This is a genomic window from Breoghania sp. JC706 (assembly GCF_037026715.1).
GTDB lineage: Bacteria > Pseudomonadota > Alphaproteobacteria > Rhizobiales > Stappiaceae > Breoghania.
Genome location: NZ_JBANCG010000008.1, coordinates 92227 through 117128 on the forward strand (window position 1 = coordinate 92227; position 24902 = coordinate 117128).

Sequence of the window (24902 nt, forward strand, 5' to 3'; positions counted from 1 at the left end):
GGTCACGACGGGTCCTGCTTCAGGATATCGAGGATTCCGCTGACGGGTATGGACAGCCATGCGGGACGGTTGGCAGCTTCGTAGACGACCTCGTAGGCGGCCTTTTGCAGCGTAAAAAGATCGAGCAATGCGCGAGACAGCGCATTGGCATCGGGCTTCTCCCCGCCTGCAACGGCGAAATAGGCATCGAGGAAGGCGCTCGTCGTTTCCCTGCGCCAGCCCATCGCGCGAAGCCGCTCCGCTTCCGAGAGGGTTCCGGCCATAACCCGGCGCCGATCGAGCGCGACATGGGTCAGGTAGTCGAAAGAACGCAGCATGCCCGCGACGTCGCGCAACGGAGAGGACTTGCGCCGCCGCTCGTCCAGCGTGCGATGCGGTTCGCCTTCGAAATCGACGATCATCACGTCGTCCTGGCAAAGCAGCACCTGGCCTAGATGATAGTCGCCGTGAATGCGCGACATGTGGCCGGCCGGCACCATGGCCTTCACGGCATGAACCCGGGCCATCAGCTCCGCCTCGCCGGCCACGAGCGCACGCATGTCGTCGCCCTCGTCTTCCGGCAGGTTCCGCAAATACCGCCTGATGACCGTGATGGCCTTGCCGATATCGCCGGCCGTCTCGTCGCTCCACGCTTCCAGACTGTCTGCCGTCACCGGCTCACTGGAGAAGGCCGGATCATCTGTCGGATGGGCGAAGGCCAGATGGAGTTCGGCCGTGCGCCGCCCGAGAATGCTGCCGAGCATCAGCGGATAGGCGAAAGTCTCGTCCCTGTCGTCTTGCGAGAGGGCTTCAAGCTCCAGATCGTGCGTGAGCGCTTCCAGAAGGCCGGACCACGCATCGCCCTGGTTGTAGGCAAAAGCAAAGGCGCTCGCGAGCGTGACGGGCTCGCCGTTCTCATCCAGGAGTGTGGCGGAGCCGAGATAGGGCGGCGTGCCGTCAAAGCCCGCGACCTCGGTCAGGAAGCGCCCGACCTCCACGTCCGGCTGCAGCCCAGACCGCAGACGGCGGTAAATCTTGAGCACTATCGCATCGTCGATGACGACCGACACGTTCGACTGCTCCCCGCTCATCCGTCTGGCGGTCTGCGGCGCGTCCATGGCGCGAAGCGCGTCGGTCGCCTGAAATTCCATCCGGCCGGCATCCGTCGCGCGCGGTTCGCCCTTGCGGATCTCCTTCATCAGCGCAAGCGCAAGCCGGTCGTCGAAGGCACCGTCCATCAACGCCCCGAGCTTCGGTCCTTTGCGCACCTTCGCAAGCGTGTGCGAGAGGAACGGCGCTCCGGGCTTTATGTTCTGCTCTCCCCACAGCATCGAAAGCGGCAGGAAGTAGCGCGAGACGCCGCCCGCCCCCTCCACGGACGCGATGGTCAGCCCATGGTCCGGGTTGTCGAGCACACCCAGCCGCTCGACCTTGACCTGTCGGATCTCGTCCTGCTTGTCGGCGAACCAGCGTTGCAGCGGCAGGAAGGATGGCAGAACGTCGTTTTCCAGATTGCGGCGCTCGCGTCCCTTCAGAACCGACTGGATCGTGCCATCGGCCGCTGTCAGCGTGACGAATTCCGGCTGGATCTCCGGCAGGCTCTCGTGCCAATCGGGCGTTGCGGACGTGTCGCGCAGGATGAACCAGTAAAAGCCGTAGGCCGTCAGCGTCAGCAGATACGGCAGGTCGCCAATCGGCGGGAACGGCGTGTGACTGACGAGTTCCACCGGCACACGGTCATGATAGGCGGAAAGATCGAGTTCGGCGGCCTGCGGAGAACGCGAGAGGTTGGCGACGCAGAGGATCTGCTCACCCTCATGTTCGCGCACGTAGGCCAGCACCTTGCGATTGCGCGGATAGAGAAACGAGATCTCTCCTCTGCCAAACGCCCGGTGCCGACGCCGCACAGCCACCATGCGGCGCATCCAGTGCAGCAGCGACGAGGGGTTCCCCTCCTGCGCCTCGACGTTGATGGCCTGGAAGCCGTAGATCGGGTCCATGACCGGCGGCAGGTACAGCGCCTGGGGGTTGGCGCGCGAGAAGCCGCCGTTGCGGTCGGCGGTCCATTGCATCGGCGTGCGCACGCCGTCGCGGTCGCCGAGGAAATAGTTGTCGCCCATGCCGAGTTCGTCGCCGTAGTAGAGCACGGGCGTGCCGGGCATGGAGAGCAGCAGCGCATTCATCAGCTCGATCTTGCGCCGGTCGTTCTGCATGAGCGGCGCCAGTCGGCGGCGGATGCCGAGATTGATGCGCGCCCGCGTATCCTCCGCATAGGTGCGCCACAGGTAGTCGCGCTCCTCCTCCGTAACCATTTCCAGCGTCAGTTCGTCATGGTTCCTGAGAAAGATCGCCCATTGGCAGCTGTCGGGGATCTCCGGCATCTGGCGCACGATGTCGGAGATCGGATGCCGGTCTTCCTGGGCAAGCGCCATGTAGATGCGGGGCATGAGCGGGAAGTGGAAGGCCATGTGGCATTCGTCGCCATCGCCGAAATAGGGCGCCGTGTCCTCCGGCCACTGGTTTGCCTCCGCCAGCAGCATCTTGTCCTCGTAGTGCTCATCGAGCGCCGCGCGGATCTTCTTCAGGACCTCGTGGGTTTCCGGCAGGTTCTCGTTGTTCGTGCCCTCGCGCTCGATGAGATAGGGGATGGCATCGAGCCTGAGCCCGTCCACGCCCATGTCGAGCCAGAACCGCATCACCTTGATGACTTCGCGCAACACCTGCGGATTGTCGAAGTTGAGGTCGGGCTGGTGGGAATAGAAGCGATGCCAGAAATACGCCTTGGCGACCGGATCCCAGGTCCAGTTGGAGGTCTCCGTATCCAGAAAGATGATCCGGGTGCCCTCATAGGCCTTGTCGGTATCGCTCCAGACATAGAAATTGCGCGCCGCAGAACCGGGCTTTGCGTGGCGGGCCCGCTGGAACCAGGGGTGCTGGTCGGAGGTGTGGTTGATCACGAGTTCGGTGATGACCCTGAGCCCCCGGCGATGCGCCTCCTTGACGAACTGGCGGAAGTCGCGCATCGACCCGTAGGCGGGGTTGATGCGCCGGTAGTCGGAAATGTCATAGCCGTCGTCGCGCAGCGGAGACGGGTAGAACGGCAGCAGCCAGATCGCGGTCGCGCCAAGTTTCTGGACATAATCCAGTCGTTCGATCAGGCCCTTGAAGTCGCCGATGCCATCGCCCGAGGCATCCTGGAACGCCTTGACGTGAAGCTGATAGATGACCGCGTCCTTGTACCATTCGGCTTCGTGGCCAATGGCGCGCGGCGGGGCGACGGGCCCAGGCTGGTGCTCAGGCCTTTCACGGATGAGAACGTCGCTCATGATGTGGCTCCCTCCCCGTCGAGACGCCAGATCGCGTAGGGCCGGACTGCCGGATCCAGGTCGATGTGCTGGATTTTTCCGTGCCAGTCGAAGCGGGCGCCGGTGACGAGATCCTCAACCGCAATCTGCTCGTGATCGGCCCTGCCGAATTCCCACAAGGGAACCTCGAAATCGGCGCCCTGCGGATGATGAGGATCGAGATTGACCGCGACCAGAATGAAACTTTGAAGATCCGGCGTCCTGCGGCCGAAATAGAGGATATTGTCGTTCCACGCGTTGTAGAATTCCACGTTGGTGAAGTCCTTCAGCGCCGCGTGCTCGTTGCGCAGCCGGTTCACCAGAGCGACGTCTTCGCGGATGTTGCCGGGCCTGTCCCAGTCCCAGGCGCGGATCTCGTATTTCTCGGAGTCTAGATATTCCTCCTTGCCGGGCACCGCGGCCGCTTCGCACAGCTCGAAACCGCTGTAGATGCCGTAATTGCCGCTAAGCAGCGCCGCCAGCACGAGGCGCACCTGAAAACCCGGCCGTCCGCTCCACTGCAGGTAGAAGGGATTGATGTCGGGGGTGTTGGCGAAGAAGTTCGGCCGGAAATAATGCCGCTCCTCGCCGCGCGTCAGTTCACTCAGATAGTCGCGCAATTCCTGCTTCGTGTTGCGCCACGTGAAATAGCTGTAGGACTGCGTAAACCCGAGTTTCGCCAGGCGTTTCATCATCTTCGGGCGCGTGAACGCCTCGGCCAGGAAGATCGTGTCGGGATAGCGCGCCTGCACCTCGCCGATCATCCATTCCCAGAACGGCAGCGGCTTGGTGTGCGGATTGTCGACGCGGAAGATCCGCACGCCCTTTTCCGCCCAGAACAGAACGATATCGCGCAGCGCCAGCCACAGCGACGGCAGCGCATCCCGGTAGAAATGGACGTTGACGATGTCCTCGTACTTCTTCGGCGGGTTTTCGGCGAAACGGATCGAACCGTCGGGGCGCCAGTCGAACCACTCCTTGTGTTCCTTGATCCAGGGATGGTCGGGCGAGCACTGGATGGCGAAGTCGAGCGCCACCTCAAGCCCGTGTTCCCGCGCCGCCTTCACCAGACGTGCAAAGCTCGCAAAATCGCCCAACTCGGGATGGATGGCGTCGTGCCCGCCTTCCTCCGACCCGATCGCATAGGGACTGCCGTGATCGTCCGGTTCGGCCTTCACCGCGTTGTTGCGGCCCTTGCGGTTGGTGTGACCGATGGGATGGATCGGCGGCATGTAGAGGACATCGAAGCCGAGATCGCGCACATAGGGCAGCCGTGCAATCACGTCGTCGAAGGTGCCGTGGCGACCGGCGTCGCCCGACTGGGAGCGCGGCATCAGCTCGTACCAGGCGGAAAACGCCGCAGCGGGCCGGTCGACCCAGACGCGGAGAACCTTGTCATAGACGGTAAGATTGGTGCGCGGACCGGCAAGGCGATAAAGCCGTGTCACCGCACCTCCAAGAAGCAGTGCCAACCGGGCGTTCACGTCCGCGTCGGCATCGAACTGGCGCAGGATTTCCTGAAGCTGCGCGCGATGTTCGTCATCGCCACGCTCGCCTTCGATTGCGGAGACGAGCAGCGGACGCACTTCGCTCAGCTCCACGGTCACATCCTGACCAGCTCCCGCCTTCTTGGAAACCTCCGCCGCCCAGCTTGCGAAAAGGTCGCGCCACGCATGGATGGTGAATTCGAGCGGGGCTTGCCGCTCCACGGTGAAATGTGCCGCCCAGCGATCGTTGTCGACAATCGCCATCGACGCCTCGCGCCAGTCGCGCTCACCGGCGTGCCGGTAAAGAACGGCCGCGCCGATCCTGTCGTGACCGTCGCAGAAGATATCCGCTTCAATCCTGAGATTCTGGCCGACCACGGCCTTTGCGGGAAACCTGCCGCCGTCGATCTCGGGGGAGACACGCTCGATCGCGACGCGAGCCTCCGCAAGATGCTGAAGGCGTTCGAGCGAAGCACTTTCACCGCTTGCGCGCGGCTTTCGCGAACGCCTTGCGGCAGCGCGGACCTGCGTGGCCGTATCGGCAATCATCGATGCGCCTCCCCTGCTCCCTGACGTGGCAGTGGCGACAAACGATGAGCCCGAACCTTCACGGGTTCGCGGCCGTTTTCAGGAGAATTACCCGGACGGGATCAAGGCCGATACTGCGCGCCTTCCGGCTGCGCAACCATGATCGGCCAGAAACGTCTCCTCACTGCTCGCCACTACAAAAGCAACGAGTTCCGCAGGAGAAAGTTCCCGGCCGACTTTCCTTACGGCAGCTCGCCGGGACATGCCCGGCCGGCTGCCGCTTATGCGGTGCCGGCGACCTCGCAACCGGCGAGGCCACGCTGGTACCCGTCGACCAGCTCGCCCGGCAGGTCGAGCCCCCGCAGGCGGTTGAGCGCTTCGGCGGGCTCGATCCGGCCGTCGAGCAACGACCGGTAGACATCGCCGGCGGCCACCATGTCCACGGTGTGGGGCGACAGGCGCAGGCGCCTTATGCCGGCACGCTCCGCCTCTTCCACGGTCGGGCAGAAGGCCTGCACGCCGTGCGACAGCGTCTGGATACCGTTCGCCGCCAGGAAGGGCTGGCCGTCGAGGGTGTCCACATTGAGCCCATCGGGGTCGCGATCGCAGATAAAGCGGCAGGAATCCTTGTGCAGCCCGTGAAGGCGGGCATGATAGCAGCGGCTCGAAAGCGCCAGCGGAAGCCGGCCGAAGGCAAAGACCTCAAACTCGATGTCCGGGCAGCTCTTCGCCATGGTCGCGAGCGAGGCAAGCGGAAGCTCGACGGGAACGCACACCGTGCGCGCGCCGCGCGACGCCATCAGCCGGACCGTTCCCTCGTTGTAGACGTTGACGAAGGGGCCGACGACAAACGGCTTCCCGCCGCGCTGCGACAGGGCCGTCACGTCGTTGATTTCGACCATATGGTCGTCTTCGCAAAGCGCGGAGACAGTCTTGCGCTCACGCACCGTCGACGGCAGCGCCAGCGCAGAAATCACGACCTCCTTGCCCGCATCCTCCAGCATGGCGATGACATCGGGCCATACCGGATCGTTGAAAGGCATGCGCTTGCCGCACACCACCTCGCCCACATGCACCCGGTCGAAGGCGGAGCTGTTGGCGATCCCCTCGTAGAACTTGCGCAGGCGGTCCGCGCTCCAGTTGAAAAGCACCGGGCCCAGCGTCAGGCCAATTTGGTTCTCGCCTTGATCCATGGCGCTCATCTCCACTGCTTCCGGTAGGCACCTGACGTCTGGCGTCCGCCTTCCACGAGGCCGGCCAGAAGGCGTTCCGCCTCCACCGGGTCGCTCCCGGCCTCGATCGCGTCGACCACCGCGCGGAAGGTCTTCACGACCTCCGCCACGTAGCCCTTGCCGCGCTGGCGCCCCTCGATCTTGAGTGCGGTGACGCCCGCATCGGCAAGCCGGCCGACGAGGCCGGCCGCATTCAGGCTGACGGGATCCTCGAACAGATGCGTGGACTTGCCGCCGGCGACGAAGCAGCCCTTGCACAGCGTCGGATAGCCGGCCGCCTCGTCCTTGCCGAAACGGTCGATCGTGAAACCGGCGAGGCGCACGGCGGTGCCGTCCTCCTCCTGGACATATTCGACGTGTTCGGGCGGCGAGCAGACGCCAGACAGGTTCGGCGAGCGGCCCGTCGCATAGGAGGAAAGCGAGCAGCGGCCTTCCGTCATCGGACACAGGCCGCCAAAGACGAAGGCTTCCGTCTCGACATCGATTTCCTTGTTGAGCTTGGCGATTTCCTCCACCGAGAGGACGCGCGGCAGCACGACCCGCTTCACGCCGAAGGTCTCGGCATAGAACCCGATCGCTTCCGGCGTGTTGGCCGCCGCCTGCACGGAGAGATGCAGCCTGAGGTTCGGGTGGTGGATCGCGGCATGATCGAGCACGGCGATATCGGCGAGGATCACGGCATCCGCTTCCGCCGCCTCAGCCGCCGCCAGCGCCTTGCGCCACGGCTCAAACGACCCCGCCTTCGGGAACGTGTTGATCGCCACGAGCACCTTCGCACCGTGATCATGGGCATAGCGCACGCCCTTGATCATTTCGGCGGGCGAGAAGTTCAGGCCGGGGAAGTTGCGCGCATTGGTCTCGTCGGCAAAGCCGCAATAGACCGCATGCGCCCCGGCATCGACCGCCGAGCGCAGGGCGGACGGCGTGCCGGCGGGGCAGACGAGTTCAATTGCCATTCAGATTGCTCCGGAGGTCGCGGGATCGGCAGGCTCCGCCATATTCTGCAAGGCCTTGAGCGCGCGCAGGATGGCGGTATCGGCGAGACGGCCGGCACGACCGGTCACGCCCAGAAGATCGGACGGGGCGAGTTCGGCTTCCTCGATCGCGTTGCGCAAGGCCAGCAGTGCATCCGTACGCCCGCTCACCTCGATCACCCTGTTGAAGAACAGGGCATCGCCGTCGAGCGTCCCGTCGAGCAGCCCCAGAAGGCTCAGCAGAGGCCCCTCGATATGCACATCGCCGCGCGTTTCCGGGCGCACCAGACGCACCCGGCCCTGCCAGCGATGCGGCACGACGGAAAACGCGAAATCGAGGTCGGTCGGGCGCACGACGAAGACGCACCGGGAATGGACGCCCAGGCGTTCGAACAGCTCCGGGCGACGTTCGGCAAGCGCGCGCAGCGCCCGCGTCAGCACCATTTCCAACGGCCATGAGGGAAGAGCTGCGACGAGCCGGCGGGCGGAACGGGGCAGCTCAGGCGAATGATGTTCGAGCATGCGACTCTCCTGTCCCCCTTGCGATAAGGCTCGAGGGGGGCGGGTGTAAATGCGCCATCGCAAAGAGAAATTAAATCCGATAAGGCAGGGTGCGCCGAAATCGGAAGCCCCACGCATGTATCGACGTCACCTCCCCCCCTTCCCCGACCTACGCAGTTTTATCAATTATCTCTCCGAGCAGGGAGAGGTCGCCACCATCGATGCGCCTGTCGACATGGCGCTGGAGGCGACCGAAATCCATCGGCGCGTGATCGCCGAGGGCGGACCGGTGTTGCGCTTTGCCAAACCGCTCGTTTCCGGCCAGATCTCGAACGTTCCAGCGATCGCGAACCTGTTCGGCACGCGTGCCCGGGTGGCGGCCGGCATGGGAACGGACGAGGCGGGATTGACCGCGCTCGGCGAGATGATGGCGTGGATGCGTTCGCCCAAGCCGCCCGCCTCGCTGGCCGAGGCGCGCAAGCTCCTTCCGGCCGCCCGGGCGGGGCTGAAATCGCGCCCCAGGATCGTGCGCGACACGGTGCCGCATGTGGACTTACCCCCCGATTTGAGCCGCCTGCCGGTTCAGACCTGCTGGCCCGGCGATGCCGGGCCGCTGATCACATGGGCGATCGTCGTCACCCGTCCGCCGGGGGCAGACGATCCAGCCCAGTACAACCTCGGCATCTATCGGATGCAGGTGCTCGACGAGAAGCGCGCGATCATGCGCTGGCTCTCCATGCGCGGCGGTGCCGGTCACCACGCGCAATGGGCGAAAACCGGCGAGGATACCCCTGCAGCCATCGTCATCGGTGCCGCGCCCGCCACGATCCTCGCCGCCGTCATGCCGGCGCCGGAAGGCATCAGCGAGCTTGCGCTTGCCGGTATTCTGGGCGGCCAGAGGCAGCAGCTCGTTCCCTGCAAGACCATCCCGCTGCATGTGCCGGCCGGGGCCGAGATCGTGCTGGAGGGTACCGTCTCGCATACCGAAAGTGCGCTCGAAGGCCCATTTGGCGATCACACAGGCTATTACAACGCGCCCGAGACCTACCCGGTCTTCACCGCCCGGCACATGAAGATGCGTGAGAACGCCATGTATCTCACGACCTTCACCGGCCGGGCGCCGGACGAGCCTGCCGTGATGGGCGACACCATGGCCGACATCTTCCTGCCGCTGCTGAAACAGCAGATCCCGGAGATCAAGGACCTCTGGCTGCCGCCGGAGGCCTGTTCCTACCGGATCGCCGTTCTCGCCATCGACAAGCGCTATCCGGGCCAGGCGCGCCGCGTGATGATGGGGCTCTGGTCCCTGCTGCCGCAGTTCACCATGACCAAGCTCCTGATCGTGGTGGACGACGACATCGACATCCGCTCCTGGGACGACATCATGTGGGCCGTGGCGACACGGATGGATCCCTCCCGCGACCTCATGACCATCGACCGCACACCGATCGACCACCTCGATTTCGCCTCCGTGCTGGAGGGCCTCGGCGGCAAGCTCGGGATCGACGCGACGAAGAAGATCGGCAGCGAGACGACCCGCGAATGGGGCGAGTTGCTGACCATGGACAAGGACGTCGCCAAGCGCGTGGAAGCGCGCTGGAGCGAGCTGTTTCCGGGGAAATAGCGGGGTCCTGTCGGCGAGGGGGCTTGGGGCCCCTCGCCCCAATGCCTTAAGCGCGCGGCCAGGTCTTGGCGACCATGGTCAGCACATCGTATTGCGCGACCACCTCGCCGCCATCGCGGGTCACGGTGCAGTCCCAGCGGACCTCGCCGTAATCCTCGCTCTCGCGCTCAACGATCTGCTTGCACGTCAGTTGAACCTGAAGGGCGTTGCCGGGATAGACCGGGGCCATGAAGCGCAGGTTGTCGACACCGTAATTGGCGAGAACCGGCCCCTCGTGTGGCTCGACGAACAAGCCCGCCGCAAACGACACGATCAGATAGCCATGCGCCACGCGGCCGTCGAAGAACGGGTTCCGTTTCGCGGCTTCCTCGTCCATGTGGGCGTAGAACGTGTCGCCGGTGAACTTCGCGAAATGCTCGATGTCCTCCAGCGTCACCACGCGGCTGCCGGTCACGATCGTGTCGCCGATCTCCAGATCCGCAAGCGACTTGCGGAACGGATGCGGGCCGTCGCTCTTGCAGGTCGCGCCCGGCATCCATTTGCCGGCCACCGCCGTGATCAGGTCCGGCGTTCCCTGAAGCGCTGTGCGCTGCATGAAGTGGAAGACGGACCGGATACCGCCCAGTTCCTCGCCACCACCCGCACGGCCCGGGCCGCCGTGGACAAGTTGCGGCAGGGGGGAGCCGTGACCGGTCGATGTTTTCGCAGATGTGCGGTTTCCGAACATGACGCGGCCATGCAGCCGGGCGATGCCGAGGCCGAGCGTGCGGGCATGATCCGCATCGTTGGTGAAGATCGAAGCGACCAGCGAGCCGGCCCCCCGATTGGCGATCGCAATCGCATCCTCCAGGCTCTCATACGGCATCAGCGTGCAGACGGGGCCGAAGGCCTCAACCTCGTGCGGAGCGGTCGCGGTCAGCGGGTCCTTGCAGACCAGCACGCACGGCGCCATGAAGGCTCCACCTTCCACCGGGCATGTCTCGGGATCGCCGATCACGATATCGGCCTCGCGGCTGAGCGTGCGAACGGCGGCGCGCACGTCGGCAAGCTGATCCATCGAAGCCAACGGCCCCATGCGGGTATCCTTGTCCGACGGATCGCCGATGGTCGTCTTTTCGATACGCGCGCGTAGCGCGTCAACGACGGCATCGAGATGCGCGGCCGGAACGATGGCGCGGCGGATGGCGGTGCACTTCTGCCCCGCCTTCGCCGTCATCTCACGATGGACTTCCTTGATGTAAAGGTCGAATTCGTCCGTCCCCGGCGCCGCATCGGGCGCCAGGATCGAGGCGTTGAGGCTGTCGGCCTCCGCCGTAAAGCGCACCGAATTCTCGATGATCGCGGGCGTGCGGCGCAGCTTCCTGGCTGTCGCGGCCGAACCGGTGAAGGTGACCACGTCCTGACACGTGACATGGTCGAGCAGGTCGCCGGTGGAGCCGCAGATGAGCTGCAGCGCGCCCTCGGGCAGAACGCCCATTTCCAGAATGCGACGCACGATGCGTTCGGTGAGATAGGCCGTCTGGCTCGCCGGCTTGACGATCGCCGGCATGCCGGCAAGCCACGTGGGCGCCAGCTTTTCCAGCATGCCCCAGACGGGGAAGTTGAACGCGTTGATATGGATCGCGACGCCTTGCATCGACGTGAAGACATGCTGGCCGATGAAGCTGCCGTCCTTCGACAGGATCTCCGGCTTACCGTCGGGAATGACGTGGCCGTTGGGCAATTCGCGGCGACCGAGCGAGGCGTAGGACAGCAAAGTACCGATACCGCCCTCGATATCGACCCAGCTGTCGGACCGCGTCGCGCCCGTGGCATAGGAAAGCTCGTAGAACTCCTCCTTCAGCTCCAGAAGCTTCAGGCCGATTTCCTTCATCATCAGCGCACGATGATGAATGCGCAGGGCGCGCAGGGCGGGCGAGCCCACCTCCCGGCCGTATCGAAGCGCGGCCTGCATGTCGATGCCACTGGTGCCAAGGCGGGCAACGGGCCTGCCGGTCGCCGCATCGTGAACAAGGCTCCCTTCGCCAGCGCCCTCCTGCCAGCGGCCTGCGAGATAACTCCCAAGCCGTACCGGCGGCTCGCTGCGTTCGAGCATGTCAGTGTCCTTCGTATTCGATCGTGATTTCGTCGCTCACCGGATAGGACTGGCAGGTCAGCACGACGCCGCGCTCCACCTCGTAATCCTCCAGCGCGAAATTCTGCGCCATCTCCACCTCGCCCGACTTCACCCGCGCCATGCAGGTGGAGCAGACGCCGTTGCAGCATGAGTGCGGCGCGTCGATATCGTGCTCGCGCGCGGCCTCCAGCACCGACTGGCCCTTGCGCGGCATCTCGAACGTGTGCGGATTTCCATCGATGATGATGGTCGCCTTGACCATGTCGCCGGCCGCGCGCGCGGCCTCAGCATCCGCCTTCATCTTCGCACGGCCCGGCTGGGCTGCGCCGAAGAGCTCGAACTTGATCCGCTCCTTCGCCATGCCCGCTTCCTCAAGCGCGGCGGAGACCTCCTCCCGCATCCCCTGCGGGCCGCAGATAAAGGCGAGATCGGCGTTTTCCGGCTGCACCCAGGGGCCGAAAAGCGCCTTGCACTTGTCCTTGTCGATGCGGCCGGAGAAAAGCTCGATCTCCTGCGCCTCGCCGGAGAAGACATGGATGACATTGAGCCGGTTGAGGTAGCGGTCTTTCAGGTCGCCGAGTTCGCGGCGGAACATCACTTGCGCGACCGAGCGGTTGCCGTAGACCAGCGTGAACTCGGCATTCGCATCGCCTTCCAGCACCGACTTGACAATGGAAAGGATCGGCGTGATGCCGGAGCCTGCGGCAAAGCCCAGATAGCGGTGCGCCTTCGTGCCCGCCGGCACGCCGAAGCGGCCTTGCGGAGGCATCGCCTCCAGCGTGTCGCCGACATGAAGCTCGGACTTGGCAAACGAGGAAAACGCGCCGCCGCCCACCCGCTTGATGCCGACCTTGAGCACGCCTTCGCCTGTGCCGGCGCAGATGGAGTAGCTGCGACGCAGCTCCTCGCCATCAAAATCCTTGCGGAAGGTAAGGTACTGGCCGGGCGTAAAGGCGAAACGTTCGGCATCGGCCGCGCGCGGGGCCAGCGTGAGGACGACCGCGTCACGGGTGTCGTGGGCGATGTCGGTGACGGTCAGGGGATAGAAATCGCTCATCTCAGATCGCCTTGAAATAATCGAAGGGCTCCATGCAGGAGCGGCAGCGGAACTGTGCCTTGCAGGGCGTGGAACCGCGCGGGCTGATGTTCTCGGTATCCTCGGACCCGCAATGGGGACAGGCGACGTTCTGGGCCTTCAGCATGCCGGCGCAATTGGCGGCCGCCATCGCCGGCGGCGCGATGCCGAAGGCGCGCAGCTTCTCCCTGCCCTCTTGGCTGATCCAGTCGGTGGTCCAGGCGGGGGAAAGTTGCTGGCGGATCTCCACCTTCTGCGCGCCGCGCTTCAAAAGCTCGGTCTCGATATCGAGCGCGATGATCGAGGTCGCGGGGCAGCCGGAGTAGGTCGGCGTCACCGTCACCACCAGTCTGTCGTCGTCGTAGCCGACGTCGCGGATGATGCCGAGGTCGGCGAGCGAGATCACCGGGATTTCGGGGTCAGGGATCTCGCCGAGCCATGTCCACACGGTGTCGAGAGAGGCTTGCATGGGCCTACCAGCTCACACCGGGATAGGTCCGCTGGAGATATTGCATCTCCGCGAGGATGAACCCCATGTGCTCCGTGTGAATGCCGTTGCGCCCGCCGGTGCGCGTAAGGCCGGTATCCGGCACGGAGAGCCTCGCGGCCGCGAAGGTCGCCGCCGTCTCGGCCCTGAACGCCTCGATGACCGGGGCGGGATCGGGAAGGATGCCCCTGGCGATCAGTTCGTCGTCGATCGCGTCGCTCGACAGAAGATCGGCCGTGAACGGCCAAAGCTCGTCGAGCGCGCCCTGCATCCGGGCCCGACTTTCGTCGGTGCCGTCGCCGAGACCGATGACGAGATCGCGTGAGCGATCGATGTGATAGCGCACTTCCTTGATGACCTTGGCCGCAATCGCCCGCACGCGCTCGTCGGAAGACTGCGTCAACCCGTCGAGCATCGGCAGGTGCCAGGCGTCGAACAGGTATTGCCGCATTAGCGCATGCGCGAAGTCGACGTTCGGCTGCTCGACGAGCTGGCAGTTGTAGAACTGCCGTTCGGTGCGCAGGAACGCGAGATCGTCGGCAGAGCGGCCCTTGCCCTCGGCCTCGCCGCCAAGCTTCAGCCAGAGCTGTGTCTGGCCGATGAGGTCCAGCCCCATGTTGGCGAACGCGATGTCCTCTTCCAGCGCCGGCGCGTGGCCGCACCACTCGCCCGTGCGTTGGGCGAGAATGAGCGCGTTGTCGCCCATCCTGAGGCAAAAGGTGACGAAGGGATCCATCATCACATCGCCCCCACTTCCTTGGGGATATCGAAGAAGGTCGGGTGACGGTAGATCTTGCTCTCCGACGGCTCGAACAGCGGCCCCGCCTCCTCCGGCGAGGAGGCGGTGATCTCGGCCGACGGCACCACCCAGATGCTCATGCCCTCATTGCGGCGCGTGTAGACGTCGCGGGCATTGCGGATCGCCATTTCGGCGTCGGGCGCATGCAGGCTGCCGACATGGCGGTGCGACAGGCCGTGCTGGCCGCGAATGAAGACTTCCCAAAGGGGCCATTCAGTGCTCATCGATACTCTCCCAGATCTCCGGCGCCGTTGCCCGGCCTATTCCGCTGCCACCTTGGCTGCGCGCTTCTTTTCCGCGTGCGCCATCAGCCCGTCGCGGAACCATGCGCCGTCGTCCCAGGCCTTGCGGCGGGCCTCCAGCCGTTCCTTGTTGCAGGGGCCGTTACCCTTGATGACGTTGAAGAATTCGTTCCAATCGGGCTCGCCGAAGTCGTAGCCGCCCTTGTCCTCGTTCCACTTCAGTTCCGGGTCGGGAACCTTCAGGCCCAGCCAGTCGGCCTGCGGCACGGTCTGGTCGACGAATTTCTGACGCAGGTCGTCGTTGGTCGCCTGCTTGATGCCCCAGCGCATCGACTGCGCGGTGTGGACGGAATCCTTGTCGGACGGCCCGAACATCATCAGCGACGGCCACCACCAGCGGTTCATCGCGTCCTGGGCCATCTCCTTCTGCTCGTCGGTGCCCTGACACAGGACGCGCAGAATGTCGAAGCCCTGGCGCTGGTGGAAGGATTCCTCCTTGCAGATGCGGATCATGGCGCGCGAATAGGGCCCGTAGGAGCAGCGCTGCAGCTGAACCTGATTCATGATCGCCGCGCCGTCCACCAGCCAGCCGATGGCGCCGATATCGGCCCAGGTCAGCGTCGGATAGTTGAAGATCGAGGAGTATTTCGACTTGCCGGCGAGAAGCTGCTCCGTCATCTCGTCGCGCGAAACGCCGAGCGTTTCCGCCGCGCAGTAGAGATAGAGCCCGTGGCCCGCCTCGTCCTGCACCTTGGCGAGCAGGATGGCCTTGCGCTCCAGCGTCGGCGCGCGGGTGATCCAGTTGCCCTCTGGCAACTGGCCGACGACCTCGGAATGGGCGTGCTGGCCGATCTGGCGAACGAGCGTCTTGCGGTATCCCTCGGGCATCCAGTCCTTGGGCTCGATCTTGATGCCGTCGTCTATCCGCTTCTGGAACGCTTGTTCCTCCGGCGTCCCGCCGGCCTTTTCGGTTTCCACAAGCTGCGCGTACATGGCCTCAACTCCTCGCCTGAATGCCTTTACCGAGGTCCGAATTTTCGGCGCCCCGCCGAATGACGGCCGCCGGTTCGCTCCGGAGGAAATTCAATGGGGAGATGAACTGCCGGAGCCTCGCGCCTTTGAACGAGCCTCGCGCCTTTGAACGGCGGGCATCGATCCGGTCCCGTTTGCGCGCCGTCACGCCTCCTACGCGACGAACGCCTTTCTCCCATGCGCTGATTTGACACTCTTTACATCACATTTCAAGGCATAAATCCAAAAAAGTGTGACATATTTAAGGTCAGATCATTCCTCCCTTTTCCGTTCGCGGTTGCGGCAAGTCCCCAGATCGTTTTCTTTTTTTGGGCAATCTGCCCATCCTTCGAGACGGGCGTTCCGCCCTCCTCAGGATGACGTTGTTTTGATTGATAGTTTTACAAAAGCATCCACACACTCAACGTCATCCTGAGGAGATTGCGAAGCGATCGTCTCGAAGGATGGGCCGCTTGCGCGAAAGCCTGCAAGCCCCTAGCTGTATGAAAGATCCGCGATCCGGCGAGCAATCCGCGTCGGGTCTGCGGTCAGTGGTCCATCGCGGTCGACGAAGGTCTCCGCGATTGCCGCGTCGGCGGCCGGCGACAGTTCCAGATAGAGCCGCGCGAACAGGTTGCGGGCTTCCGGCCCCTTCCAGTCCTGCGGCAGCATCGGCACCGGCAGCATCGGATCGGCGAGCGCGATCTGGCGGAAGGTGTGGACCAGCAATAGCCGCAGCCCCAGCGCATCGCGCGGCGCGCAGCGGATCCCCTTGAGCGGCGCGAAGCCGGTCACGAAGCGATCGACCCGTTCCTCAAGTTCCTCCATGTGCCAGGCGCCGCGTGCGACCTCGGTGAGATCGTCCTCGGTGGTGGCCAGGAAATGCGGTGCGCCCAGCGGCGGCAGGGGTTCGCCGCGGTCCGGCAGGATCGCCAGATGCGGCAGCGCCATGCCGAAGCGCAGCCGCGTCAGCCGGGAGACCAGCGCCTCGCGTTCCGCCCCGTGCGGGAGCAGCACCAGATGCCAGCCCTTGAGCCGCGCCACGTTCGGCCTGCGGTAGATGAGCCGTGCGGCCCGGCCGAACTCGTCGCTCGCCCGCTCCGTCAACCGGTAGTAGCTCTTGCGCCCTTCCTTCTCGCCCTCGATCTGACCAGCGGCCACCAGCCTTGAGACCGCCGTGCGCACCCGGCTTTCGCCGATGCCCACCACCTTGCACGCCTCGATGATGTTGCCCATCCAGACCTCGCCGCCGCGCGGGGCAACCACATCGCCGTATAGCGTGACGATGAAAGCCCCCGCGCGAACGGGAAAGCTTTCGAGAATCTGGTCGATGAGTGCGGTGGACATGGAGAACTCCGGAACTGGCGAAGCTCCCCTTTTAGCCAGCGCTTCCACACCACTCAATCCGGAGTCGCACCTTCAGCGTTCGGGACGTTCATCGCGCACACGCTTGGCTTTGCCGACCGAGCGCATGACCCCGCCCGGCTCCACCACCTCGACGCGCGACGAAACGCCAATCACGCTCTTGATGTGGTGCATCAGCTCGCGCGAGGCCTCGCCCGCGACATGGGCCGCACTCTCGCCTTCCTTGCACTCGCAGCGAACCGTCATCGTGTCCATCCGGCCCTGACGCGACAGCACGATCTCGTAATGCGGCGAGAGGCCGGCACACTTCAGGATCTGTTCCTCGATCTGGGTCGGGAAGATGTTGACGCCGCGCAGGATGATCATGTCGTCCGAACGTCCCGTCACCTTCTCCATGCGGCGCATGGAGCGGGCGGTGCCCGGCAGCAGGCGGGTGAGATCGCGGGTGCGGTAGCGGATGATCGGGAAGGCTTCCTTGGTGAGCGAGGTGAAGACAAGCTCGCCCTTCTCGCCCTCGGCCACCGGCTCGCCGGTCTCCGGGTTGATGACTTCCGGATAGAAGTGATCCTCCCAGATGTGCAGGCCGTCCTTGGTCTCCACGCATTCCTGGGCAACGCCCGGGCCGATCACTTCCGACAGGCCATAAATATCGACCGCGTCCATGTCGAAGGCCTGCTCGATCTCCTCGCGCATGGCGTTGGTCCACGGCTCGGCGCCGAAGATGCCGACCTTCAGCGACGAGGCGCGCGGGTCGAGCCCGGCGGCGCGATAGGCATCGAGAATGGAGAGCATGTAGGACGGCGTGACCATGATGATCGAGGGTTTCAGATCCTCGATCAGCGTCACCTGGCGCTCGGTCATGCCGCCGGAAACCGGAATGACCGTGCAGCCCGCCTTTTCCGCCCCGTAGTGGGCGCCGAGCCCGCCGGTGAACAGGCCATAGCCATAGGCATTGTGCAGAATATCGCCCGGCGCGCCGCCTGCGGCCCGGATCGAGCGGGCGACGACTTCCGACCACATCTCGATATCGTTCTTCGTGTAGGCGACGACCGTCGGCTTGCCGGTCGTGCCGGAAGAGGCATGAAGACGCGCGATCTGGTCCTGCGGCACGGCGAACATGCCGAAGGGATAGTTGTCGCGCAGGTCCTGCTTCACCGTGAAGGGGAACTTGGCGAGATCGGAAAGCGTCTTCAGATCGTCCGGATGGACGCCGACCTCGTCGAACTTCTTCCGGTAGAACGGCGAGCCCTCGTAAGCGCGCTTCAGCGTGTCCTTCATGCGGCTGAGCTGCAGCGCGGAAATCTCGTCGCGCGACGCGGTCTCGATCGGATCGAGCGGCGCACGCCTCGTCTTGACTGTATCGAGCATGGTTTCCCTCCCTTCAGCGGCACCCTCCCGGCGCCCGGAGCTGTTTTGAATTCTTCGTAACGCCTCAGCCGTCGCCGAGATGCCTACCGGGAACTGTCCGCGAATGACCACGGAAAGTCGCATAGAGCGTCCCGTCCTCACCGGTGACGGCGATGTCGTAGAGGCCGGAACGGCCGGACCGGTGAACCTCTTTCGCGGTCGCCGTCAGCAGCACGCCCTCGCCCGGAGGCGCATGGTAGGTAATGGAGCAGTGCTGGGCGACGGTGAACTGGTTGTGCGTGTTGCAGGCAAAGGCGAAGGCGCTGTCGGCCATCGCGAACATGAAGCCGCCGTGGCAGGTGCCGAGCCCGTTCAACATGTCCTTGCGCACCCGCATGGTGAGCGTCGCGGTACCCGGGCCGACGGCGACGATGGCCATGCCGAGCCCCTGGCTGGCGTGGTCCGTGGACCACATCGCTTGCGCGCAGCGCTCGGCGATCTCCTGCGGATCGTTGAGCACGTCGGCCTGATCGTTCGCGCTCATGACGGCCCCCCCCGTGAAGACGGGGCTGCGCTTTTCCATGAAGGCGCGCACGCCCTCCGCATAGTCGGCGCTGCGGCCTGCGCGGCGCTGGAGATCGCGCTCCAGATCCAGGCTTTCGTCGAAACTCAGATGCCCGGCCGCATGAACCGCCTGCTTGGTGAGGCCGTAGCCAAAGGTCGGGCCTTGCGCGAAGCCTTCCGCGAGTGCCCTCGCCTCCTCCATCAGCTTGTCGTCGGGCACAGCGCGCCAGATCAGGCCCCATGCTTCTGCCTTCGGCGCCGGCAGCGGCTCGCCGGTGAGCATCAGCGCCATGGCGCGCGCTTCGCCGAGACGATGGGTCATCGTCCAGGTGCCGCCGCTGTCTGGCACCAACCCGAGCTTGGCGAACGACTGGATGAAGCGCGCGCTCTCGGCAGCCAGAACGATATCGCACAGCAACGCCAGATTGGCGCCCGCCCCTGCTGCCACGCCGTTCACCGCACATATGACCGGTTTCGGCAGATCCCGGATGGCGCGGGCCGTCGGATTCCAAAGCGTCTCGATGGTCTCGCCCAGATCCGGCGCCCCGCCTTCGCTGTCGGGATGGCGGGCGCCGAGATCCTGCCCCGCGCAGAAGCCGCGGCCCGCCCCGGTCAGCAGCACCACCCGCACGCCGGCACTCTCGGACGCACGCGCCAGCGCGTCGCGCAGGAGCGCATGCATTTCAGGCGTGAACGAATTGAGTTTGTCCGGCCGGTTCAGCGTCAACGTCATGACGCCGTCGACGACCTCTTCCAGCAGCACGGGCGCTGCCCCGGGCTCGTTCATTCCGGTACCTCCCATCTGATGCCGAAGTTGCGACCGGATCGCCTCTTCGAACTCCTCTTGGAAAAAAGATGTTGCATAAGCCGACCGCGCGGTCAATAAATAACACATCACATATTTCGAGATTGGGAACTCGTTGTGTGATGATTTGGGAGGAAAGAATGACACTTGCCAAACTCGGCGCGTGCGCGACGGCGCTCGCCCTGCTTACAGCTGCACCGGCGCTCGCGCAGATCAAGATCGGCGCATCGCTGGCCGTCACCGGCCCGGCTTCGTTCCTGGGCGATCCGGAAGCCAAGACCCTCAAGATGCTGGTCGACCAGTTGAACGCCACCGGCGGCATCAACGGCGAAGAGGTCGAGCTCGTCCTCTATGACGACGGCGCCGATCCGAACAAGGCGCGTACCTTCGCCACCCGCCTCATCGAAGAAGACGAGGTCGTCGCGGTGATCGGCGGCTCCTCGACCGGCGCCACCATGGCGATGGCCCCGCTGTTCACACAGGCCGAGATCCCGTTCATCTCGCTCGCAGGTGCGGTCGTGATCATCGATCCGGTCCAGAAATACGTCTTCAAGACACCGCACACCGACAGGATGGCCTGCCTCAAGATCTTCGAGGACATCACCAAGCGCGGCATGTCCAAGGTCGGCCTGATTTCCGGCACCGGCGGTTTCGGCAAGTCGATGCGCGAGCAGTGCCTTGGCGTGGCCGGCGAAGCGGGTGTCGAAATCGTCGCCGACGAGACCTACGGCCCCGGCGATGCGGACGTCACCCCCCAGCTCACCAACATCGCCAACACCGCCGGCATCGAGGCGATCGTCAATCCCGGCTTCGGCCAGGGCCCGGCCGTGGTGACGCGCAACTACGCCCAGCTCGGCATCAAGCTGCCCTTCTACCAGAGCCACGGCGTGGCCTCCGACAGCTTCATCCACCTTGCCGGCGATGCGGCGGAAGGCGTCCGGCTTCCGGCAACGCCGATGCTGATCCCCGACCAGCTCGCCGACAATGATCCGCAGAAGCAGCCGGTGGTCAGCTACATCAAGGAATACAAGGCGGCCTACGGCGAGGATCCGTCCACCTTCGGCGGCTACGCCTATGATGCCTTCCAGATGGTCGTCGCCGCCATCAAGGCCAAGGGCACCGATCCCAACGACATCCGCGACGGGATCGAGGAGACCAAGGGCTATGCCGGGGTCACCGGCGTCTACACCATGTCTCCCACCGACCATATGGGCCTCGACCTGACTGCTTTCCGCATGCTGGAAATCCAGGAAGGCGGCTGGGTTCCGGTAGAGTAACGGGGCGACCTTGTCCGAGCTCCTCCAGTTCGTCCTCTCGGGTGTGACGGTCGGCGCGATCTATGCCGCCGTCGCACTCGGCTTCACCCTCATCTACAACGCGTCCGGCGTGGTGAACTTCGCGCAAGGAGAGTTCGTCGTGATCGGCGGCATGACGGCGGCCGCCCTCATCGCGCTCGGCGTGCCGGTGATCATCGCAGCCCCGATCGCGGTTCTTGCCGGAACGCTCGTCGGCATCGCGCTCTACCGGCTGGCGATCAAGCCGGCCGGCAAGGCGCCGCTCGTCTCGCTGGTGATCATCACCATCGGCGCGAGTATCTTCCTGCGCGGGGTCATGCAGATTGTCTTCGACAAGCAGATCCACCGCTACGAGGGCTTTTCCGGCGACGACGCACTGCGCTTCCTGGGCGCGACGCTGCTGCCGCAAAGTCTCTGGATCATCGGCGGCAGCCTCGTCGTGTTCGCAGCCCTTGCCTGGTTTATCGGCCACACCCATGCGGGCCGCGGCATCCGCGCGACCGCATCGAACCGGCTCGCCGCCGTGCTGGTCGGCATCAACACCGGCCGGGCGATGAACCTGTCGTTTGCGCTGTCGGCCGGCATCGGCGCGCTTGCCGGCGTGCTCGCGACCCCCGTCACCTTCACCAGCTACGACGCAGGCGTGCTGATGGCGTTGAAGGGCTTTTCGGCGACCATGCTCGGCGGCGTCGGCTCGCCCGCAGGCGCACTCGTCGGCGGCTTCGCCATCGGCCTCATCGAGGCGATGACGGCCGGCTACATTTCCTCCGACTACAAGGACGCGGCCGCCTTCATCGTCATCCTTCTTGTTCTCTTCGTCATGCCGCAGGGCCTGTTCGGACGCCGCACAACGGAGCGCGTATGATGAACCCGACCCTGAAGGCGCTTCTCATCACACTCGCACTCGTCGTCGCGGGTGCGCTGATCTTTCCCTCCAGTTACTACTTCCGCGTCGGCTCGCTCATCTGGATCAACACGATCTCGGTCACCGGCATCGTCGTCCTGCTCGGCTATGTCGGCCTCGTCAGCCTCGGCCATGCCGGCTTCTTCGCCATCGGCGCCTACGCGGTGGCCGTGCTGCCGGGCTACGGCGTGCCGTCGGGCGCGGCGCTGTTCATCGGCGCGGCGGCGGCCGGACTGCTGGCCATCGTCATCGGCCGACCGATCCTGAGGCTTTCCGGCTATTACCTCGCCATCGCCACGCTCGGCCTCGGCATGCTGATCTGGATGGTGCTGACGAAGGAATCGTGGCTGACCGGCGGGCCCGACGGCATGGTCGTTTCCGGCTTCAACCCGCGCCAGTGGTTCGCGCTTGTCGGCATCAAGATGAAATCGACGGAAGCCTGGTACTGGCTGACAGGCCTAGTCGCGACCATCGGCGTCGTGCTCGCGGTCAATCTCGGCAACAGCCCGTGGGGCCGCGCGCTCAGGGCCGTTCACGACAGCGACGTCGCCGCCTCCTCGCTCGGCGTCGACGTGGCGCGCGCCAAGGTCGTGGCCTTCGCGATCTCCGCCGTCTATGCGGCGGTTGCCGGTTCCCTGCTGTCGCTTGCCAACGGCTACATCACGCCGGACACGGCCGGCTTCATGCACTCCGTGGAAATGGTCACCATGGCGGTTCTCGGCGGCGCGACCACCGTCTACGGCGCCATCGTCGGCTCGCTGATCCTGACCGCCCTGCCCCAGGTCCTCACCGTCGTCGCCGAATACGAGCACATCGTGCTGGGCGGCGTGATGGTCGCGACCATGGTCGCCATGCGGCGGGGGCTTGTGCCGGCGCTGGGCGATCTTGCCAACCGTCTGGCCCGGCGCGGGAGGTCGAAATGAACCGTCTCGAAATCGAAAACCTCGGCATTTCCTTCGGCGGGATCAAGGCGGTGGACGGGGTAACCTTTTCGGCTGCCGCCGGCGAGGTGACGTCGATCATCGGCCCGAACGGCGCCGGCAAGACGACGCTCTTCAATCTGGTGAGCGGCGTCTACAGCGCCAGCACCGGCCATGTGCGCATCGAGGGCGCGGACGTGACCGGCGAGCCGCCCCACCGGCTTGCGCGGCGCGGCATGGCGCGCACGTTCCAGAACCTGCAGATCTTCCCGCAGATGACGGCGCTCGACAACGTCATGACCGGCTGTCACCTGCGCGAGACGTCCAACCTTCTGGCCGACCTGCTCGGCCTGCCGTCGAGCCGGCGGGAAACGGCCAAGAGCCGGGAACTGGCCCTTTCGGCGCTTGAACGTGTCGGGCTTGGGGGCCATTCCGCACGGCCGGCCTCGGAGCTTTCCTACGGCCAGCTCAAGCGGCTGGAGATCGCACGTGCCCTGGTGACGGGGTGTTCGATCCTGCTGCTTGACGAGCCGGCCGCCGGCTGCAACGCGGTGGAAACGCGCGAGGTCGACGATCTCATCCACACAATCGCCGACGAAGGCGTCTGCGTGGTGCTGATCGAGCACGACATGCGCATGGTGATGCGGATCTCCTCGCACATCGTGGTGCTCGACCAGGGTTCCAAGATCGCCGAAGGCCGACCTGAGGAAATCCGGGACAACGAGCGCGTGATCGCCGCCTATCTCGGCGCACACGGCGCAGCGGAGGCGCGAGCGGCCCATGCCTGATCCCCTTCTGGAAATCACCGGCCTCGTCACGGCCTACGGCCCGATCGAGGTGCTGCACGGCATCGACGTTTCGGTGAACGAGGGAGAGATCGTCACGCTGGTCGGCGCCAACGGCGCCGGCAAGACAACGCTGATGCGCTGCATCTCCGGCGTCCAGCCGCTGAAGGCGGGAACGATCCGTTTCGCGGGCACGCCCCTGTCGACGATCCCCGACCACAAGCGCGCCGGCCTCGGCATCGCCCAATCGCCCGAAGGCCGCCAGATCTTCGGCGATCTCAGCGTGGAGGAGAACCTCGCGCTCGGCGGCTACCACCGCAAGGATGACCTCGGCGGCGACATGGAGGATGTCTACGGCCACTTCCCCATTCTGAAGGACAAGCGCCACCATGCCGCCGGCGGCCTTTCCGGCGGCCAGCAGCAGATGCTCGCCATAGGCCGCGCGATCATGGGCCGGCCGAAGCTGCTGCTGCTCGACGAGCCTTCCATGGGGCTGGCGCCGGTTCTGGTCGACCAGATCCTGGAGGTGATCTCGGCCTTGCGGAAACGTGGCGTGACACTTCTGGTCGTGGAGCAAAACGCCTACGCGGCCCTTTCCATCGCCGATCGCGGCTATGTTATGGAAACCGGGAAGATCGCGCTTTCCGGTTCGGCCCGGGATCTCATTTCCGACCCGCGCGTGCGCGAAGCCTATCTTGGAGCCTGAGGCATGGCGCGCACACGAGCGGCCGATTACGACGACAAGCGCGACGCGATCCATCGTGTCGCCGCCCGCATCCTGTCGAAGGCCGACGGCAAGGCCTCTATGACGCAGATCGCCGAGGCCTGCGGCATCTCCAAGGCCCTGCTCTACCACTACTTCCGCAACCGCGACGAACTCGTCTTCGACATCATCCATACGCATCTGAGCGAGATCGACGAGGCTCTGGCGGAGGTGAGCGCCGGCCTTGCGGGCCGCGAGCGCCTCCACCGGCTTTCCGCCACCCTGCTTGATCTTTACGAGGACGCCGACGACCTGCACCGCCTGCAGCTCGGCGCCCTCGGTGCGCTGCCCGATGAAGATGTCCAGCGCATCCGGCAGGTGGAACGCTCGATCCTGGAACGCTTCCGCCTGACGATCCGCGAGATCGCGCCCGATATCGATCGGCCCCGGCTGATCGCGGTGACGATGGCGCTGATGGGCATGCTCAACTGGGCCTTCACCTGGTTCCGCCCCGGCGGCCCGCTGACCCGCGCCGACTTCGCCCGCATGGCAACCGAAATGGCGCTGAGCGAGATCGAGAAGGAATAGCAAAAGCAAAGGGCGTGAGGCTTTCGCTCCGTTGTGGGGCTCATCCTTCGAGACGGCCTTGTCAGGCCTCCTCAGGATGACGTTATCCGTGTTGTTATTTCAGTGAAACCATCAACAAACACAACGTCATCCTGAGGAAGCCGCGCAGCGGCCGTCTCGAAGGATGGGCCACTGCCACTGCCCCAGCACCTCAACAACGACCACCGCCCACCAATCGCCTCCCCCTC

Annotated in this window: 21 protein-coding genes and 1 pseudogene; 7 read left to right on the forward strand and 15 right to left on the reverse strand. The window is 65.0% G+C overall.

Annotation, left to right across the window (positions count from 1 at the left end):
* Positions 1-2: 2 nt before the first annotated feature.
* From treS to V2L18_RS17400, 5 genes are all read right to left on the reverse strand, one after another.
* Positions 3-3305 carry a maltose alpha-D-glucosyltransferase gene (treS, locus tag V2L18_RS17380; RefSeq protein WP_336179567.1) on the reverse strand — a complete coding sequence of 1101 codons (3303 nt, stop codon included), beginning with the start codon at positions 3303-3305 and terminating at the stop codon, positions 3-5.
* On the reverse strand, positions 3302-5359 hold the full coding sequence (locus V2L18_RS17385; RefSeq protein WP_336179568.1) for an alpha-1,4-glucan--maltose-1-phosphate maltosyltransferase: 2058 nt from the start codon (positions 5357-5359) through the stop codon (positions 3302-3304). The genes treS and V2L18_RS17385 overlap by 4 nt, the downstream gene beginning before the upstream one ends.
* Before the next feature lie 260 nt (positions 5360-5619).
* Positions 5620-6540, reverse strand: a complete 921-nt coding sequence (locus V2L18_RS17390) for a U32 family peptidase (protein ID WP_336179569.1) — start codon at positions 6538-6540, stop codon at positions 5620-5622.
* Positions 6537-7526, reverse strand: coding sequence for a peptidase U32 family protein (locus V2L18_RS17395; RefSeq protein ID WP_336179570.1), 990 nt, complete (start codon positions 7524-7526; stop codon positions 6537-6539). Before V2L18_RS17395 ends, V2L18_RS17390 begins: the two co-directional genes overlap by 4 nt.
* Positions 7527-8066: an SCP2 sterol-binding domain-containing protein gene (locus tag V2L18_RS17400; protein ID WP_336179571.1), complete on the reverse strand. Its 540-nt coding sequence runs from the start codon at positions 8064-8066 to the stop codon at positions 7527-7529. It abuts the gene before it with no gap.
* A gap of 115 nt (positions 8067-8181) precedes the next feature.
* Here V2L18_RS17400 and V2L18_RS17405 point away from each other — a divergent pair, with 115 nt between their 5' ends.
* Entirely contained in the window at positions 8182-9669 is a 1488-nt protein-coding gene (locus V2L18_RS17405; RefSeq protein WP_336179572.1) for a UbiD family decarboxylase, read from the forward strand.
* 46 nt (positions 9670-9715) lie between these two features.
* Here V2L18_RS17405 and paaZ read toward each other — a convergent pair whose 3' ends face one another.
* The 10 genes and pseudogenes from paaZ to paaG all read right to left on the reverse strand — a co-directional run.
* A complete protein-coding gene (paaZ, locus tag V2L18_RS17410; RefSeq protein ID WP_336179573.1) occupies positions 9716-11764 on the reverse strand; it encodes a phenylacetic acid degradation bifunctional protein PaaZ in 2049 nt (682 codons plus the stop codon).
* Position 11765: 1 nt separating this feature from the next.
* Positions 11766-12842, reverse strand: a complete 1077-nt coding sequence (locus V2L18_RS17415; protein WP_336179574.1) for a ferredoxin--NADP reductase — start codon at positions 12840-12842, stop codon at positions 11766-11768.
* Position 12843: 1 nt separating this feature from the next.
* Entirely contained in the window at positions 12844-13329 is a 486-nt protein-coding gene (paaD, locus tag V2L18_RS17420) for a 1,2-phenylacetyl-CoA epoxidase subunit PaaD (RefSeq protein ID WP_336179575.1), read from the reverse strand.
* A gap of 4 nt (positions 13330-13333) precedes the next feature.
* Positions 13334-14086, reverse strand: a complete 753-nt coding sequence (paaC, locus tag V2L18_RS17425) for a 1,2-phenylacetyl-CoA epoxidase subunit PaaC (protein WP_336179576.1) — start codon at positions 14084-14086, stop codon at positions 13334-13336.
* Positions 14086-14370 carry a 1,2-phenylacetyl-CoA epoxidase subunit PaaB gene (gene paaB, locus V2L18_RS17430; RefSeq protein WP_336179577.1) on the reverse strand — a complete coding sequence of 95 codons (285 nt, stop codon included), beginning with the start codon at positions 14368-14370 and terminating at the stop codon, positions 14086-14088. Before paaB ends, paaC begins: the two co-directional genes overlap by 1 nt.
* A gap of 36 nt (positions 14371-14406) precedes the next feature.
* The gene (paaA, locus tag V2L18_RS17435; protein WP_336179578.1) at positions 14407-15381 is read right to left on the reverse strand and encodes a 1,2-phenylacetyl-CoA epoxidase subunit PaaA; all 975 of its coding nucleotides are present in this window, start codon (positions 15379-15381) and stop codon (positions 14407-14409) included.
* Positions 15382-15894: 513 nt separating this feature from the next.
* On the reverse strand, positions 15895-16746 hold the full coding sequence (locus V2L18_RS17440) for a PaaX family transcriptional regulator C-terminal domain-containing protein (RefSeq protein WP_336179579.1): 852 nt from the start codon (positions 16744-16746) through the stop codon (positions 15895-15897).
* 72 nt (positions 16747-16818) lie between these two features.
* On the reverse strand, positions 16819-18132 hold the full coding sequence (gene paaK / locus V2L18_RS17445) for a phenylacetate--CoA ligase PaaK (protein WP_336179580.1): 1314 nt from the start codon (positions 18130-18132) through the stop codon (positions 16819-16821).
* 64 nt (positions 18133-18196) lie between these two features.
* Positions 18197-18655, reverse strand: coding sequence for a hydroxyphenylacetyl-CoA thioesterase PaaI (gene paaI / locus V2L18_RS17450; RefSeq protein WP_336179778.1), 459 nt, complete (start codon positions 18653-18655; stop codon positions 18197-18199).
* Positions 18656-18664: 9 nt separating this feature from the next.
* Positions 18665-19462: pseudogene (paaG, locus tag V2L18_RS17455) on the reverse strand (2-(1,2-epoxy-1,2-dihydrophenyl)acetyl-CoA isomerase PaaG); the annotation flags it as partial.
* A gap of 158 nt (positions 19463-19620) precedes the next feature.
* Here paaG and V2L18_RS17460 point away from each other — a divergent pair.
* From V2L18_RS17460 to V2L18_RS17485, 6 genes are read left to right on the forward strand one after another with little or no spacing between them, the layout of a single operon-like run.
* The gene (locus V2L18_RS17460; protein WP_336179581.1) at positions 19621-20757 is read left to right on the forward strand and encodes an ABC transporter substrate-binding protein; all 1137 of its coding nucleotides are present in this window, start codon (positions 19621-19623) and stop codon (positions 20755-20757) included.
* Between the two features lie 10 nt (positions 20758-20767).
* On the forward strand, positions 20768-21640 hold the full coding sequence (locus tag V2L18_RS17465; protein WP_336179582.1) for a branched-chain amino acid ABC transporter permease: 873 nt from the start codon (positions 20768-20770) through the stop codon (positions 21638-21640).
* Positions 21640-22602: a branched-chain amino acid ABC transporter permease gene (locus V2L18_RS17470; protein WP_336179583.1), complete on the forward strand. Its 963-nt coding sequence runs from the start codon at positions 21640-21642 to the stop codon at positions 22600-22602. The genes V2L18_RS17465 and V2L18_RS17470 overlap by 1 nt, the downstream gene beginning before the upstream one ends.
* A complete protein-coding gene (locus V2L18_RS17475) occupies positions 22599-23387 on the forward strand; it encodes an ABC transporter ATP-binding protein (RefSeq protein ID WP_336179584.1) in 789 nt (262 codons plus the stop codon). Before V2L18_RS17470 ends, V2L18_RS17475 begins: the two co-directional genes overlap by 4 nt.
* Positions 23380-24090 carry an ABC transporter ATP-binding protein gene (locus V2L18_RS17480; RefSeq protein WP_336179585.1) on the forward strand — a complete coding sequence of 237 codons (711 nt, stop codon included), beginning with the start codon at positions 23380-23382 and terminating at the stop codon, positions 24088-24090. Before V2L18_RS17475 ends, V2L18_RS17480 begins: the two co-directional genes overlap by 8 nt.
* A gap of 3 nt (positions 24091-24093) precedes the next feature.
* Complete coding sequence (locus V2L18_RS17485) at positions 24094-24675, forward strand: TetR/AcrR family transcriptional regulator (RefSeq protein ID WP_336179586.1); 582 nt, start codon at positions 24094-24096, stop codon at positions 24673-24675.
* Positions 24676-24902: the final 227 nt, after the last annotated feature.